Raw genomic sequence first — 14,547 nt, forward strand, 5'->3', positions numbered from 1 at the left:
GTTATGTGATCGAGAAGTTGATAAATGCTTGTTTTCTATAAGGAACGCCTGGCGTTTTTGTCTGTTCCCAAAACCGGGAGCACTGCGTATCATTCGGCATTGCGCGACCGTGCCGACCTTGTAGTAGCAGGCCCACCCGAATTGAAGCATGCCCCGGTGCGCCGATACGATCGCTTTTTTCAAAACATGTTTCGCAAGATGTACAACACCGAGATGGAGATCATGGCCGTTGTTCGCGAACCCATCGATTGGCTCGGCAGTTGGTACAGGTTTCGCAGCAGGCAGGACCGTGTCGGCCATCCACACTCGACCCGCGACATCACGTTCGACGAGTTTGTCCGCGCTTACATGCAAAATCCCCGCCCTGAATTTGCCGATGTGGGTAGTCAGAGCCAGTTTTTCCGCACACGCAGCAATGGATTCGGCGCCACTCACGTTTTCAAATACGAAAACCAAGACAAGATCCTGACCTTCCTACAGGACCGCCTTAACGTAGACATCACCTTGCCTCGGGAAAACGTCTCTCCTCCCGGCGACCTTTCTTTGACCGAAGAAACACGCCGCAAGTTTCGAAATAAACACGCAGCGGAATTTGCCACGCATGACTCGGCCGAATAGCCAGGTCAGCTTAGTTGTTGGAAAACGGCCTCGGTCAGCTGGTTGAGTGAAAATGGTTTCGGCAAGAAGGTGGAATTCGCGATTTCCGGGCCGTTATCGCCGAAGGCGCCCTCGGTATAGCCTGAAACAAAGACCACCCGCGTGTCCGGACGCGTCTCCATCGCTTGGCGCACCCAAGTTGGCCCGTCCATGCCGGGCATCACAACATCGGTGACAAACACATCAACGTTTAAATCCGGATCTTCCAGTAGCCGCAATGCGTCTTCTGCGGACTCAGCCTCAAGCACCGTGTAGCCTTTCAATCTCAATGCGCGTGTCGCAAAAGCCCGCACCGGCGCCTCGTCTTCCACCAACAGCACCACGCCCTCGCCCTGACCCGCGTTTTGAGTATCAGGTTGTTCAAGTGTCGTCGGCCCAGGTTCGGCTGCAGCGGTACTCACAGGAAGAAGGACGGCAAACTCGGTCCCCCGCCCCGGTGCACTGTCCACAAAGATGAAGCCGCCTGTTTGCTTTACGATGCCGTAGGCAGTCGACAACCCTAGTCCGGTGCCCTCGCCTGTGCGCTTGGTCGTATAAAACGGCTCAAACACCTTTTGCAGCTTATCCGTGGGAATCCCAATTCCTTGATCGATCACCTTGACGGTCACATATTCCCCGGGCTGCACTGTCGCGCGGTCGCGCCTGAATGGCCGTGTCAGATTCAGAACCTCGGTTTCAATTCGAATCTCTCCTCCATCGGGCATCGCGTCACGCGCATTGACGACAAGATTCATCAGCACTTGTTCTAGTTGGCGTTTGTCTGCCCTGACGGATTTCAACACCGGGTCGTGGCTGAGTGTCAGTTGGACTTTTTCACCAACCAGACGGTTCAAAAGGTGAATCAGGTCCGAGATCGTATCCCTTAGATCCAGCATCTCGGGTCTGAGGGTTTGCTTCCGGGAAAAAGCCAAAAGCTGACTGACCAGTGCAGCGGCTCGATTGGCGTTTTGGTTGATTTGCACCAAGTCACCGTAATCAGAATCGTTCTGATCATGTCGCAGTAAAAGTAAATCGCAATGCCCGGAAATGGCCGTCAACAAGTTGTTGAAGTCATGCGCCACACCGCCCGCCAGCTGCCCGACGGCCTGCATTTTTTGGCCTTGAACAAATTGAGCTTCTAATGTTTTGAGCTCGGTTGCGTCATTTAAAACCGCAATCAGACAAACCTTTCCGTCATCAATGATGCGGTTCAAGGTGACTTGAACAAAGACTTCCTTGTCATCCCGGCTAAGCCGCAAAAACTCAGATCGCTGAGTGTCTTCCTCATTTGCCGTCCGCTGCAGCCATTCCAGAACCGGATGGCCCAGGCCGTTCATAATCTGACTGATGTTCGTGTCCCTCAGGCGCGTGTCGCCCAACAGCTTGTTGGCCAGTCGGTTGGCCTCGAGTATCGTGCCATCCGGCGCAAGACACATGATCGCAACCGGGAGGTCCGCAAAACCGGTTCCGCCTTGTGTGTTTGCAGTCTCATTCAGAGGTGACAGCGCCAGGTTTTGCCCGAACCCGGATCGGGAGAGTTGCGACGCCACGACAGGGACGGCGCCGTCGCGCGTTTGTACCTGGCTGATATCACCAATTGTTGGCGTTCCATCCGGGAAAATCTCCTCAATGGAACCCGGTCTGAACCCCAACAGGCGTTCAGCCGCACCGTTCAAACCCAGCACCAACCCATTTCGACCTTTGGACAGAACCGGCAGCGTTAGATCTTGCCAGCTCGCTTGCTCATCCAACTGGAAACGCCAACAGAAAACACCCTCGGCCAACCGGAAAACGGACACCGGTATCGTATCCCCATATGTTAGGATATCTTCGCGTGCCCGCCCCTTTAACAGGGCTTGAGATTGCAGCCGCAACAAAATCGCCGGTGGATTGCCAAAAACAGATCGCAGGCACTGGGCCAGTTTCAATCCCGTATCCGCATGAAGCCGACTGACGGCCTGAGAATTGGCTACTAGTATTTCACCATGCGAATTTGCGATCAGGCACGGAAACAGGTCCTGTTCGGCAAAAGCCGCCATGATTGCCGTGGCCTGGCGCGCGGATCGATTGGCCAGCAGCACCTGAATGACAACGCCAGCAGCCACCACGAGCAATGACAAACTGGCAACAAGCAACCCTCTGCTCCAATCCTGCGACAAAATCCCGGTTGCAGGCATAACACTCAGAAAAACAGCCAGAAGAATAAGAGGTCCAAGTCGCGAAACTGGGGGAAATTTTGAGATGGACGGATTAGGAAAGAAATCTGCTGTGTCGGACATTAATGGCTCGGGGTAAGGGCTATGGGTTAAAACGATCCAAAAAACGTTAACACCCGCTTAAAGGACACTAGAAAGAAATACTCTACCCATGGTTGCTAATCGCCAGATGGTCACCGCGTCAAGTGCGCTGTGAAGAAACCATCAGTGCCGTGTGTAACCAGCCACGATCTTCGAAAGCTTTCGCGCCACTTAGGATTACGTTCAAGAAAACGATCCACGACTGTACCGTTTTCATCGTTCAGCATTGAGCAGGTCGCATATGCTAATGTCCCGTGCTCCCCAACCAAACTCATGATCTGCGTCAAAATCCTTGTCTGAATTGCCGTCAGGTCCTGCAAACGCTCGTCTGTTAATGCCCATTTACCTGCAGGCGCACGTCGCCATGAACCGCTGCCCGAACACGGGGCATCAACCAGAACAACGTCAAACGGGGCCACATCGGCAATCTCGTCAGTGGTCAGCATTGTGATTTTTGCACCGGCCCGCGCGGCCCGGGCTGGCAGGTCGCGCATCCGTCCGGCATTCACGTCATGGGCAAACACCTCGAGCCCCTTGTGCGCGGCCAACGCCAGCGCTTTGCCACCGCCTCCTGCACAGTAGTCAAGAACACGCATCGCGGGCTTTAGATCCAGCGCTGCGACAACTGCCTGACTGGCTGCATCCTGCAGTTCCACCAGACCATTGGCATAGGCGCGGCTTTGCGAGATTTTTCGCGCGCCTTCTGTCACCTCCAACGCAGTATCGCAGGTGGGATGAGGAAGCGCTTTGATATTGTTATCTTCCAGCGCCAACAGTGCCGTGGCCACGTCGCCCTTCAAAAGGTTCACGCGCAGATGAACCGCTGCACGGGTTTGCAGTGATTGCGCCGCTGGAATTGCTTCCCCGCCCAGCGATGCCGAGAACCGGGGCCATAACCACTCGGGAATGTCGAAACGTTCCGAGTCCGAGGTGAAATCTCTGGTTGTTTCAGCCTCAAGAACTGGGGACGGTGCGTGTCGATCTCCGGAAAACAACGCCTCCAAATTCCCCTGCTCGGCACGAACTGCGCCGATCATCAGACCGCGCCCCGTGTTCGCCCCGCCAAGTGCAGCTAAGGACCGCTTGCAACGCACCGCATCAAAGACATGATCGCGAACTGCCGCGCGGTCTTTCGACCCGGCAAAGCGACTGCGCCGGGCCCAACCCGTCAACGCCTTTTCAACCGGCATCCCGGCCAGAATGTCATCCAGGATTTCGATTGAGGCTTGAACACGGGCTGCAGGGGTCATGTCAGTTATCCTTGGCAATCAGAGGCATACGAAATGACAGATTCGAACGTAAAACGGCGCCCTATTGAGGGCGCCGTGAGATGGACTCCAATGGATCACATCACCCTGTAATTCGGGCTTTCACGGGTGATCTGCACGTCGTGTACGTGGCTTTCTTTCAAGCCCGCACCTGTAATCTTGACGAAGTTGCAGTTGCGACGCATCTCATCAACCGTCGCGCAGCCGGTGTACCCCATGGCGGCGCGCAACCCACCAACCAACTGATGTACAACTGCACTGGCCGACCCCTTGTAAGGCACCTGCCCTTCGATCCCCTCGGGCACCAGCTTGTCGTTGGCCGCATCCTTTTGGAAATAACGATCCGCCGAACCGCGCGCCATTGCACCCAGGCTACCCATACCACGATAAGATTTGAACGACCGCCCCTGATACAAGATGACCTCGCCCGGGCTTTCGTCGGTGCCCGCGATCATTGATCCGACCATGGCACAAGACGCACCTGCCGCAATCGCCTTTGCGAAATCTCCGGAAAACTTGATGCCGCCATCAGCGATCACTGGCACATCCTGCGCGGCCGAAGCGCAATCCATGATCGCCGTCAGCTGAGGCACTCCGACCCCTGCCACCATGCGCGTTGTGCAGATCGAACCCGGTCCGATGCCCACCTTGATCGCATCTGCGCCCGCGTCAATCAGCGCCCGGGTGGCTTCTCCGGTTGCGACGTTGCCCGCGATGATCTGCACTTCGTTTGATAGGGTTTTGACCCGCGTGACAGCGTCCAGAACGCCTTGAGAGTGACCATGTGCGGTGTCCACGACAATAATATCGACACCCGAATCCACCAGCTGCTCGGACCGTTCAAATCCTGCATCCCCGACCGAGGTCGCCGCCGCGACGCGTAAACGGCCCAAGTGGTCTTTGCAGGCTGTCGGATTCAGCACGGCTTGTTCGGTATCCTTCAGGGTCAGCAGACCGGTCAGTTTGCCTTCACCATCAACGACCAGCAGCTTTTCGATCCGGCGTGCGCGCATCAGGCTTTTGGCCTCTTCCAGATCCGCGGGTTCCTGCAACATGGCCAGATTGTCCGAGGTCATCATCGCCTTGACCGGCGTATTGTCAGACGATGCGAACCGCATGTCCCGGTTGGTCAGGATGCCGACCACCCGGCCGTTTTCCTCGACCACCGGAAACCCGGTGAAATTGTAACGCTCAACCAAAGCCTGTGCGTCGGCCAGCGTTTGATCCACACGCAACGTGACCGGATTGTAGACGATGCCAGATTCAAACCGTTTCACACGTCGTATCTCGCGCGCCTGTTCTTCGATGGTCAGGTTCTTGTGGACAACGCCAATTCCGCCTGCCTGCGCCATTGCAATGGCCATCCGCGCCTCGGTCACCGTATCCATCGCCGAGCTGAGCAGCGGGATATTCATGGTGATCTCGCGCGTTACACGCGTCGCCGTGTCAGCCGTTGCCGGCAGCACGGAAGATGCGCCCGGCACCAAGAGAACGTCGTCAAAGGTGAGTGCCTCACGAATCTGCATCATCTAACTCCATGCAAAAGCCCGTTTGGCGGTGACCCTATTACATGGATTTGACCCAAGGAAAAGCCCCCTGCAACAAGTTGTTGTTCCATGCGGGCCAATGCCGCGCCCCAAAACGACGCAACATGTGCAAAACGTGCCGCTGAATGCCCTTTCCCTTTGCCCGCAAACCCATATGTTGCGCGGGATACGTGCGAATACAAAAGGCAGGCCGTTCATGACCACCGACCCCCTTGTTGTTTTTACCCCGTCAGGCAAACGCGGGCATTTTCCCGCAGGCACACCGATTCTGACCGCCGCCCGCCAGTTGGGGGTCGATCTGGATTCGGTTTGCGGCGGACGCGGGATTTGTTCAAAGTGCCAGATCACGCCCAGCTACGGTGAGTTTCCCAAGCACGGAGTCACCGTATCAGACGGCGCGTTGAGCGAATGGAATGCGGTCGAACAGCGCTATGACGACAAACGCGGCCTGAAACCTGGCCGCCGCTTGGGATGCCAAGCCACTGTTCAGGGCGATATTGTAATCGATGTGCCGCCTGAAAGTCAGGTGCATCGACAGGTCGTCCGCAAAGCGGCGACAGCGCGGGCAATCACCATGGATCCGGCGACCCGACTTTACTTTGTCGTGGTTGAAGAGCCGGACATGCATTCTCCGACAGGTGATCTTGAGCGTTTGGAACGGGCCTTGCAGCAGCAATGGATGATTGGTGACGTCACCGCCGATTTGTCCCTGATGTCCAAGCTGCAACCCACGCTGCGCAAAGGCAAATGGGAGGTTACGGTCGCGGTTCACAAAGGTCACAAGGACGCTGCCGGCCGAATCGTGGAAATCTGGCCGGGACTGCACGAAGGTGGCCTGTATGGGTTGGCAATTGACCTTGGCTCAACCACCATAGCCGCCCACCTGACCGATCTGGAAACCGGCCAGGTCAAAGCATCCTCTGGCCTGATGAACCCTCAGATCCGCTTTGGCGAAGACCTCATGAGCCGCGTTTCATATGCCATGATGAACCCCGGCGGCGATCAGGAAATGACCAAAGCAGTGCGCGAGGCGATCAATGATCTGACCACGTCTATTGCTGCAGACGCTGAGATCGACGCAAAGCTGATTGTGGAAACGGTGTTTGTCTGCAACCCGGTCATGCACCACTTGCTGCTGGGGTTGGATCCTGTGGAACTGGGCCAAGCTCCGTTTGCGCTGGCCACCTCAGAGAGCCTCTCGCTGCCAGCGCACGAGATGGACCTGACCAACATGAATCCGCGCGCGCAGGTGTACATCTTGCCCTGCATTGCTGGCCATGTCGGGGCCGATTGTGCCGCCGTAGCCCTGTCGGAAGAACCCGGCAAGTCCGAGGATCTGGTGCTGATCGTTGACGTCGGTACAAACGCCGAAATCCTATTGGGCAACACCACCCGCGTATTGGCCTGTTCTTCGCCCACAGGACCCGCGTTTGAGGGCGCTCAGATCAGCTCGGGCCAGCGCGCAGCGCCCGGCGCAATCGAGCGCATTGAAATCGACCCAGTGACCAAGGAACCCCGCTTCCAGGTCATCGGATCCGAGAAATGGTCAGATGAAGACGGGTTTGATCAGGATATCGCGAACACCGGCATCACCGGCATCTGTGGGTCCGGCATCATCGAGGCGGTCGCCGAAATGCGCATCGCAGGTCTGCTGGATGAAAGTGGCTTGATCGGTTCAGCCGAGCAAACCGGCACCGCTCGCGCCGTCCCAGAAGGGCGCACGCATTCCTATCTGATCCACGACGCCAGCGCCGAAGGTGGCCCGCGGATCACCGTCACGCAAGGTGACATTCGGGCCATCCAATTGGCGAAATCGGCGCTCTATGCTGGTGCGCGCCTATTGATGGACGAAATGAAGGTCGACAAGGTTGACCGTGTCGTTCTGGCGGGCGCTTTTGGGGCGCATATTTCGACCAAACACGCCATGGTTCTGGGGATGATCCCGGACGCACCGTTGGACAAAGTCTCCAGCGCGGGCAATGCAGCCGGAACCGGGGCACGGATTGCGCTGTGCAACATCGCAGCCCGGTCGGAAATCGAGCAGGTCGTGCGCCAGATTACAAAGGTCGAAACCGCCATCGAACCCAAGTTTCAGGACCATTTCGTCGCTGCAAATGCGATCCCGCACAAGACAGATCCATTCCCCGAACTGGGTCAGATTGTTACCCTGCCATCGCCTTCATTCAACACAGGCGGCGATCCTGAAAAAGCTGGCCGCAGGAGGCGGCGCAAAGCATAGTCCTGCTATCCACAGGAGGACGGCATGCAGATCGCGAATGAGGACCAGGCAGAATATTGGAGCAACTCACCTTCTGGCGCCAAATGGCTGACCTATGAGGACCAGCTTGATCATATGATGGCTCCGGTCATTGATTTGATTCTGAAACACGCCGATCTGAATAAAGGCATGCGCGTTCTGGATATCGGCTGTGGAACTGGCGTCAGCAGCTTGGCTGCGGCGAGGCAAGTTGGCGCTGACGGCCACATACTCGGGGCCGATATCTCACAACCGTTTCTGGACCGGGCCGCGCAACGAGCCAAAGAAAGCGGACTGGGCAACGTTGATTTTCAACGGGCCGATGCACAGGTCATCCAATTTCCAGAAGCAGGCCGGGATGCGGCAATCTCTCGATTCGGGGTGATGTTTTTTGATGATTCCATTGCCGCGTTCAAAAACATTGCGCGAGCGCTGGCACCGAACGGTCAAATGACGTTTGCCGCCTGGGGCCCCTTGGCGGACAATCCGTGGTTTCGGATACCGCATATCGCCGCCACCAATCGATTGGGGCATCCGCCCAAGGTTGACCGTTACGCGCCCGGCCCGCTTGCTTTTCATGATCTGGACCATGTGACCGGTATGATGGCCGAAGCCGGATTGAAAGACGTCCGGGCGCACGCAATCCCAATCAGGCTGAACTTTCTTGATACGATCGAGAAAACCGCCACCTTATGCACCCGCGTCGGCCCGGCAGCGCGGGTCATCTCTCATTTCGATGGGTCAAAAGAAGATGTTTCTGTAATTCAGCAGGCCGTTTCTGAAGAGTTCAGACCTATGTTAACAGACGAAACCGGCCTTCCAGCCGTGATCAACTTGTATCAAGCCCGCCGTGCATCGTGATGTGAAGGTCAGAGTTGGAGCGGGTAGCGGGAATCGAACCCGCGCGTTCAGCTTGGGAAGCTGACAGGCTACCATTACATCATACCCGCCGCTCTGGTTTGGATATCATCGCCGCCAGCCAAGGTTCAAGCCGGATCGTCTGGGCCGCGACGCAAAATCGTCATTCCGTCCGCGCACGCAGACTGTTGATCAGGGACTGATCCAGGTCCAAGGCCTCGCAGGCCGCGTCCAACGTGCGCGTATCCAAATGCTGAGGATTAAGGTCCACATCCTTCGAGAACGCCTTAACAACCGCGCTCATCGCGTTGATACGCCCATATTTCTTGTTGTTTGCCGGAATAACATGCCACGGCGCTATACCTGTCGACGTACGGGCTAGCATCTCATCTACGGCAACCTCAGCCGCCTCCCATTTTTCGCGGTTGCGAAAATCCTCATAGGTCAGTTTCCAACGTTTCAGCGGATTGGTCAGGCGCTCGGTAAAGCGTTTCATCTGTTCTTCGGGGGAAATGTGAAAGTACAGCTTCACGACCCGTGTCCCGTCATCCACCAGCATGCGTTCGAAATCGTTGATTTCTTGGTATGCGGCGCGCCATCGATTTTCTGGTGTAAGGTTTTCGATCCGTTCGACCAACACCCGGCCATACCAGCTGCGATCAAAGGCCGAGATTGCCCCACTGGGCGGCAGCCGTTCCCAGAAACGTAGCAGGTAGTGTCGATTGAGGTAGTAGTTCCGAGGCGCCCCGATAGGCCAAACCTTGAAGCTGCGCGGGTCCAAAGCCTGACTGATCCGGCGGATTGTACCGCCCTTGCCTGCGGCATCCCACCCTTCGAATACGATCACCCCCTTTAAATCATGAAACAAAAAGGCCTGTTGAATACGCGCAAGCTGCGCCTGCAGCTCCGCAAGCTGATCGTGATAGTCGTGCTTTGCCAACCGTTGCGACAGGTCAGCGTCCGACAGTTTCGGAGGGTGATGTCTTGCCATGATAATGCCTGATCGTTGTGTGCTGGGTCAGGCCATTTTGCCCAAATCGGGGATCCTGGCATTGATCAGAGTCAAACGAAAAAGGCCGGGCTTATGGCCCGGCCTCGCTTGATGGTTTCAAGTAAATCAGGCGCGACGACGGCGGCCACCGCCACGACGACCACCTCCGGCCCCTTCGGCCCCGGCTTCGCTGGGGGCTTTGTTGAACTTGATCCACGCCCCACCATGCGGGTCGTTGTTGGTCAACAGATTGGCGGCGCGAATTGCCTCCATCTCTTTCCCGGCACGCGGCAGTGTCGAACCCAGACCGAACAGCTGGCAGAAAGTTTCATCATCCATATCGGCGGGCAAGATAATGCCTTTGGCTTCAACTTCGGCCTTTTTCTCGGCCAGTTTCTTGGGACCAACCGGCAGCGCCACCGGGTTCATGATCGCCGAAGTCATGCCTGCGCCCATAGCCATCGGAAGGAAGGCGTTGTTGATACCGTGGCGGTTCGGCAGGCCGAACGAGACGTTGGAAGCGCCGCAAGTGGTGTTTACGCCAAGTTCCTCGCGCAAGCGACGGACCAGAGCAAACACCTGCTGGCCAGCGGTTGCCATCGCACCAATGGGCATCACCAAGGGGTCAACGACGATGTCATGCGCAGGGATACCGAAGTCGGCAGCGCGCTCGACGATCTTTTTGGCCACTTCGAACCGTACATTTGGATCTTCTGAAATACCCGTATCGTCGTTCGAGATTGCAACAACTGGCACGTTATACTTCTTGACGAGCGGCAGAACCAATTCCAGACGATCCTCCTCGCCAGTGACCGAATTCAGCAGAGGACGACCTTCCGCCGCCTCAAGCCCGGCTTCCAACGCACCGGGAACCGAGGAATCGACGCAAAGCGGAACGTCGACCAGCCCCTGCACCAGTTCAACGATCTTGCGCATCAGTGGCGGCTCGGTCTCGTTTGGGTTGGGGTTCGAGTTGTAGACAACGCCCGCGTTGATATCCAGAACCGTCGCGCCCGCCGCAACCTGGGCCAATGCATCCTTCTCGACAGTCGAGAAATCGCCTGCTTCCAGCTCAGCTGCCAGCTTCTTGCGACCGGTCGGATTGATCCGCTCACCGATCACACAAAACGGCTCATCAAAGCCCAGAACGGCAGTTTTTGTTTTTGATTCTACGACTGTTCGCGTCATGTCCGTTCCTTAGGAGTTTACAGGCTTTGCCGAAGCGCCGCCGTTATTGATGGCCCAGTTGGCGTTTGTCTTGATGCCGCCAAGTGGGAAGAAGTGTACGTTGGTGATGTTGAAATCCGGGTTGGCGGCTTTGTGGTTGGCCAGTTCGGTAATCACATCGGTCGGCTCGTAGGGCAGCAGCAGCTTTGACACGTCCATGGCACGCTTTTGCAGGACCTTCAGCGACGGGCCAACACCGCAAGCGATGGCGAACTTGATCAGCGTCTGCAGCTTGGCCGGACCGGCGATACCGATATGGACTGGAATATCAATACCAGCTTCTTTCAGACTGTCGGCCCATTCGATGATCGGTTTGGCTTCAAACGCAAACTGCGTTGCCAGCGCCATTTCGGCATCCGTGGTCTCGCTGAATTTCTGCTTCCAGCGCAGCGCGTCGTCGACATTCTTGGTCGAGCCATCTGGGTCGATATCCTTGTTGCCTTCTGGATGACCCGCGACGTGCAAGCGCTTGAAACCGGCCTTGTCGAACAGACCGCTTTCCAGCAGCTGCATCGAGCTGTCGAAATCACCATGCGGGTTTGTGACGCCACCGGCCAGCAACAAGGCCTGATCAACGCCCGCTTCGCCATTGTACATCGAGATCCAGTTCTCCAGCGTCGCCGCATCTTTGATAATCCGCGCCGGAAAGTGCGGCATGACCGGATAGCCTTCGTCAGCGATCCGCTTGGCGGTCTTGACCATATCCTCGATGGGCGTGCCTTCGATATGGGCGATGTAGACACGCGTGCCCTCGGGCAGCAGCGCGCGGAAATCTTCGACCTTTTCAGCGGTGCGCGGCATCACCTCAATCGAATAACCCTGCAAAAAGGCTTCGACGGTCGGGTTTACCGGGGCCTTTTCAGCCGCATCACGTTTCTTGAAGTTCAGCAAAGCCATCGCGGCCTCCCATAAAGATTTTGGGCTCATGCCCAACCGTCATTGGCAATCAGGGTCTTGATGCGATCCTGATCGTATTCCGTTTCCAGACGCACGGCTTCTGCCTCGGCAATCTCGGCTGGCTCGCCTTCGACTGCGAAGGGGGCCGCCTTGCGCCACTCAGCCAGATAGGCATCACTGTCCTTGGCGTTCACCTTCATTGCAGCCCGGTCGATGGCTTGCTCGAACCGTTCCTCCAGCTGCCGCTTGGCCCCACGTCGGCCTTTGCCAACGATGACCTGAGCGGGAATGTCGCGCCAGTATACGATAGTGACGTCAGGCATCGCCGTGATTCCTCCTAACCAGATGGGCTGGTTCTAAACTTCTATGTGGGCGCGGGTCGGTCGAATTTCGACACACGACGCTTATCCAGCGACGTTTTTTGCCCACGACCGGATATGGGGCTTTTAGCCAATTCCTTACAGAACACGCATATCAAAATTCTCAACGTCACTATGAAATCGGCACATAAACAAAGAAAACCCCGAACGGCGTCCACCGTTCAGGGTCATTTTCAGGCTTAAGAGGGCTTAACCGAGCAAGCCACCGTCATCGCGCGTGACCGCAATGATGGCCGAGCGTGGCACTGCATCACCCCCTTCTGGCCAGTGGCTGTTGCCGTCCTCGCCCGGATGCTGAATGCCAACAAACATGGTGCGACGATCCGGGGACCAGCTTAGGCCAGTAACCTCACACTCGTTAGGTCCCACAAGGAAACGGCGGATTTCACCGGTGACCGGATCACCCGCCAGCATCTGGTTATTGCCCTGCCCTTCAAAGTCGCCTTCGTTGGAGTACGTACCGTCCGTCTGGATCCATAGCAGGCCATGGTTGTCGAATTTCAGACCATCGGGTGAGTTGAACATGTTGTCAGCATTCACGTTGTCCGACCCGCCATAGGCGTCTTGATGGACAGTTGGGTTGCCAGCAAGCACGTACAGATCCCAGCCAAAGCCGGCTGCAGTATGATCGCCCCCATCGGGACGCCACCGCACGATCTGGCCATAGTTATTTGCCTCACGCGGGTTCGGCCCCCCTGCGGGTGTTTCATCGCCGCCTGCATTCGGCTTTACGCCCCGGTTCTTGTTGTTGGTGAGACAGCAATAGACCTCGGGTGCGTTTGGATTTGCCGCAACCCATTCGGGCCGGTCCATCGTGGTCGCACCGACGGCCGAGGCACCCTGACGTGTATGCACGCTGACTTCGGCTGCAGAGGCAAGGCCAGTCGTTTCGGGGGTCAGGTCCAACCACTCACCCGTGCCATCGTCGTTGAATTTCGCGACGGAAAGGGTGCCGTTTTCCAACAGCGGGTTGGTATCGACGCCAGGCGCATAAACGCCGTCAGACACGAAGCGATACAGGAACTCGCCCCGCTCATCATCGCCCATATACACAACAACGCGACCATCGTTGTTGACGACAGTTTCTGCGTTTTCGTGTTTGAAACGGCCCAAAGCTGTCAGCTTACGAGGTGTCGACGTCGGGTCAGATGGGTCGATCTCAACAACATAGCCTGCACGATGCGGTTCATTAGGATGTTTGGACACGTCGAACCGTTCGTCAATCTTGGACCAGCCATATCCCCAGTCTTTCGAGGACACGCCATAGCGCTTCAGATGGTCTTCGACTTCGTGGTTTTCGTCAGCTGCGGAAAAGTAACCGTTAAAGTTCTCTTCACAGGCCAGATAGGTGCCCCACGGCGTCTTGCCGTTACCGCAATTATTCCAAGTGCCTTTGCATGTAGTGCCGCTTGGATCCGCAGCCGTTTTCATCAAGTCATCGCCTGCAGCAGGCCCCGTCAGAGTCATGACAGTCTGGGGTGTAACGCGACGGTTATAAGGGCTGTCTTTTACGATACCCCACTTACCGTCGGTATTGGCGATTTCGACGACGGTTACACCATGGGCCATCATGCCCTTGGCGACATCATCGTCAGATGCTGCCTTGGCATCGGGGTTGTTGCCCCAAAGAATATCGCGATTGGTATACTCGTTGTTGACGACCAGCAGGATATGACCGTCGTGAAAGAACACGTCCTGGCCGTCAGTGTTGTCCCCAAACGCCCGTTCCTGGCTGGCTGCGGTGCCACGGGTCGCATGGTCGAATTCAGGTGCATCAGACCACAGCGGATCCCCCCACCGTACCATGACTTCGGCTTTGTACCCCGGCGGTACAATCACTTCGTCCGCTGTAGAGATCGGAATTGCCTCGAATGAGAACCGGTCCGATGCAGCGCTTGCACCTGAGGGCAGAATCGATCCACCAACAGCCGTGAAACTGCCCATGGCCAGAACACCACCCAAAAATCCGCGACGCGACAAGGCGCGTTCGACAACGCGGTCAAATTCGCATTCTTCTGGTCGTGGATTTACGACTTCGTCAAATTCATCAAAGGAAAGAGGGCGCTCATCATTCATGGCAGACTCCGTATCTGGCTGTAAGCTGGTAGAGAATCCCGCAATGGGTTTCGACCAATCAGGTCGCATCCCAGTATGAACCGCATGTGACAGTTGCGTTAAATTCAAAATTG

11 protein-coding genes and 1 tRNA gene are annotated in these 14,547 nt (G+C 56.6%); 3 read left to right on the plus strand and 9 right to left on the minus strand.

Translation table 11 applies throughout. From position 1 onward, the window contains the following. Window positions 1-24: 24 nt before the first annotated feature. Window positions 25-618 (plus strand): sulfotransferase family 2 domain-containing protein, encoded by a 594-nt coding sequence (locus Q1B13_RS09700; protein WP_299075474.1) that lies wholly within the window; start codon window positions 25-27, stop codon window positions 616-618. A gap of 5 nt (window positions 619-623) precedes the next feature. Here Q1B13_RS09700 and Q1B13_RS09705 read toward each other — a convergent pair whose 3' ends face one another. From Q1B13_RS09705 to guaB, 3 genes are all read right to left on the minus strand, one after another. Further along, complete coding sequence (locus Q1B13_RS09705; RefSeq protein ID WP_299075477.1) at window positions 624-2,915, minus strand: ATP-binding protein; 2,292 nt, start codon at window positions 2,913-2,915, stop codon at window positions 624-626. Between the two features lie 110 nt (window positions 2,916-3,025). After that, the gene (locus Q1B13_RS09710; protein ID WP_299075479.1) at window positions 3,026-4,183 is read right to left on the minus strand and encodes an RsmB/NOP family class I SAM-dependent RNA methyltransferase; all 1,158 of its coding nucleotides are present in this window, start codon (window positions 4,181-4,183) and stop codon (window positions 3,026-3,028) included. A gap of 95 nt (window positions 4,184-4,278) precedes the next feature. After that, a complete protein-coding gene (gene guaB, locus Q1B13_RS09715) occupies window positions 4,279-5,727 on the minus strand; it encodes an IMP dehydrogenase (protein ID WP_299075482.1) in 1,449 nt (482 codons plus the stop codon). Window positions 5,728-5,944: 217 nt separating this feature from the next. Here guaB and Q1B13_RS09720 point away from each other — a divergent pair, with 217 nt between their 5' ends. After that, a complete protein-coding gene (locus Q1B13_RS09720) occupies window positions 5,945-7,987 on the plus strand; it encodes an ASKHA domain-containing protein (RefSeq protein ID WP_299075484.1) in 2,043 nt (680 codons plus the stop codon). A 24-nt stretch (window positions 7,988-8,011) separates the two neighbouring features. After that, window positions 8,012-8,866, plus strand: coding sequence for a class I SAM-dependent methyltransferase (locus Q1B13_RS09725; RefSeq protein ID WP_299075487.1), 855 nt, complete (start codon window positions 8,012-8,014; stop codon window positions 8,864-8,866). A 15-nt stretch (window positions 8,867-8,881) separates the two neighbouring features. Here Q1B13_RS09725 and Q1B13_RS09730 read toward each other — a convergent pair. From Q1B13_RS09730 to Q1B13_RS09755, 6 genes are all read right to left on the minus strand, one after another. Next, window positions 8,882-8,955, minus strand: a tRNA-Gly gene (locus tag Q1B13_RS09730). A 71-nt stretch (window positions 8,956-9,026) separates the two neighbouring features. Continuing rightward, window positions 9,027-9,854, minus strand: coding sequence for a polyphosphate kinase 2 (locus Q1B13_RS09735; RefSeq protein ID WP_299075490.1), 828 nt, complete (start codon window positions 9,852-9,854; stop codon window positions 9,027-9,029). A gap of 126 nt (window positions 9,855-9,980) precedes the next feature. Further along, window positions 9,981-11,042 carry a methyltetrahydrofolate cobalamin methyltransferase gene (locus tag Q1B13_RS09740; protein WP_298934970.1) on the minus strand — a complete coding sequence of 354 codons (1,062 nt, stop codon included), beginning with the start codon at window positions 11,040-11,042 and terminating at the stop codon, window positions 9,981-9,983. Between the two features lie 9 nt (window positions 11,043-11,051). Then, window positions 11,052-11,978 (minus strand): methylenetetrahydrofolate reductase, encoded by a 927-nt coding sequence (locus Q1B13_RS09745; protein ID WP_299075493.1) that lies wholly within the window; start codon window positions 11,976-11,978, stop codon window positions 11,052-11,054. 26 nt (window positions 11,979-12,004) lie between these two features. Continuing rightward, on the minus strand, window positions 12,005-12,301 hold the full coding sequence (locus Q1B13_RS09750; RefSeq protein ID WP_298934969.1) for a virulence factor: 297 nt from the start codon (window positions 12,299-12,301) through the stop codon (window positions 12,005-12,007). Window positions 12,302-12,547: 246 nt separating this feature from the next. Next, window positions 12,548-14,434 (minus strand): PhoX family phosphatase, encoded by a 1,887-nt coding sequence (locus Q1B13_RS09755; RefSeq protein ID WP_299075495.1) that lies wholly within the window; start codon window positions 14,432-14,434, stop codon window positions 12,548-12,550. Window positions 14,435-14,547 lie beyond the last annotated feature (113 nt).

The sequence above is a fragment of the uncultured Ruegeria sp. genome, from assembly GCF_947489545.1.
In the GTDB taxonomy this organism is placed as follows: domain Bacteria; phylum Pseudomonadota; class Alphaproteobacteria; order Rhodobacterales; family Rhodobacteraceae; genus Ruegeria.

What these genes read in the sequence shown, in the direction of transcription:
- Q1B13_RS09700 (WP_299075474.1), top strand. Translation starts at nt 25, where the DNA reads ATGCTTGTTTTCTATAAGGAACGCCTGGCGTTTTTGTCTGTTCCCAAA.
- Q1B13_RS09705 (WP_299075477.1), bottom strand. Translation starts at nt 2,915, where the DNA reads ATGTCCGACACAGCAGATTTCTTTCCTAATCCGTCCATCTCAAAATTT.
- Q1B13_RS09710 (WP_299075479.1), bottom strand. Translation starts at nt 4,183, where the DNA reads ATGACCCCTGCAGCCCGTGTTCAAGCCTCAATCGAAATCCTGGATGAC.
- guaB (WP_299075482.1), bottom strand. Translation starts at nt 5,727, where the DNA reads ATGCAGATTCGTGAGGCACTCACCTTTGACGACGTTCTCTTGGTGCCG.
- Q1B13_RS09720 (WP_299075484.1), top strand. Translation starts at nt 5,945, where the DNA reads ATGACCACCGACCCCCTTGTTGTTTTTACCCCGTCAGGCAAACGCGGG.
- Q1B13_RS09725 (WP_299075487.1), top strand. Translation starts at nt 8,012, where the DNA reads ATGCAGATCGCGAATGAGGACCAGGCAGAATATTGGAGCAACTCACCT.
- Q1B13_RS09735 (WP_299075490.1), bottom strand. Translation starts at nt 9,854, where the DNA reads ATGGCAAGACATCACCCTCCGAAACTGTCGGACGCTGACCTGTCGCAA.
- Q1B13_RS09740 (WP_298934970.1), bottom strand. Translation starts at nt 11,042, where the DNA reads ATGACGCGAACAGTCGTAGAATCAAAAACAAAAACTGCCGTTCTGGGC.
- Q1B13_RS09745 (WP_299075493.1), bottom strand. Translation starts at nt 11,978, where the DNA reads ATGGCTTTGCTGAACTTCAAGAAACGTGATGCGGCTGAAAAGGCCCCG.
- Q1B13_RS09750 (WP_298934969.1), bottom strand. Translation starts at nt 12,301, where the DNA reads ATGCCTGACGTCACTATCGTATACTGGCGCGACATTCCCGCTCAGGTC.
- Q1B13_RS09755 (WP_299075495.1), bottom strand. Translation starts at nt 14,434, where the DNA reads ATGAATGATGAGCGCCCTCTTTCCTTTGATGAATTTGACGAAGTCGTA.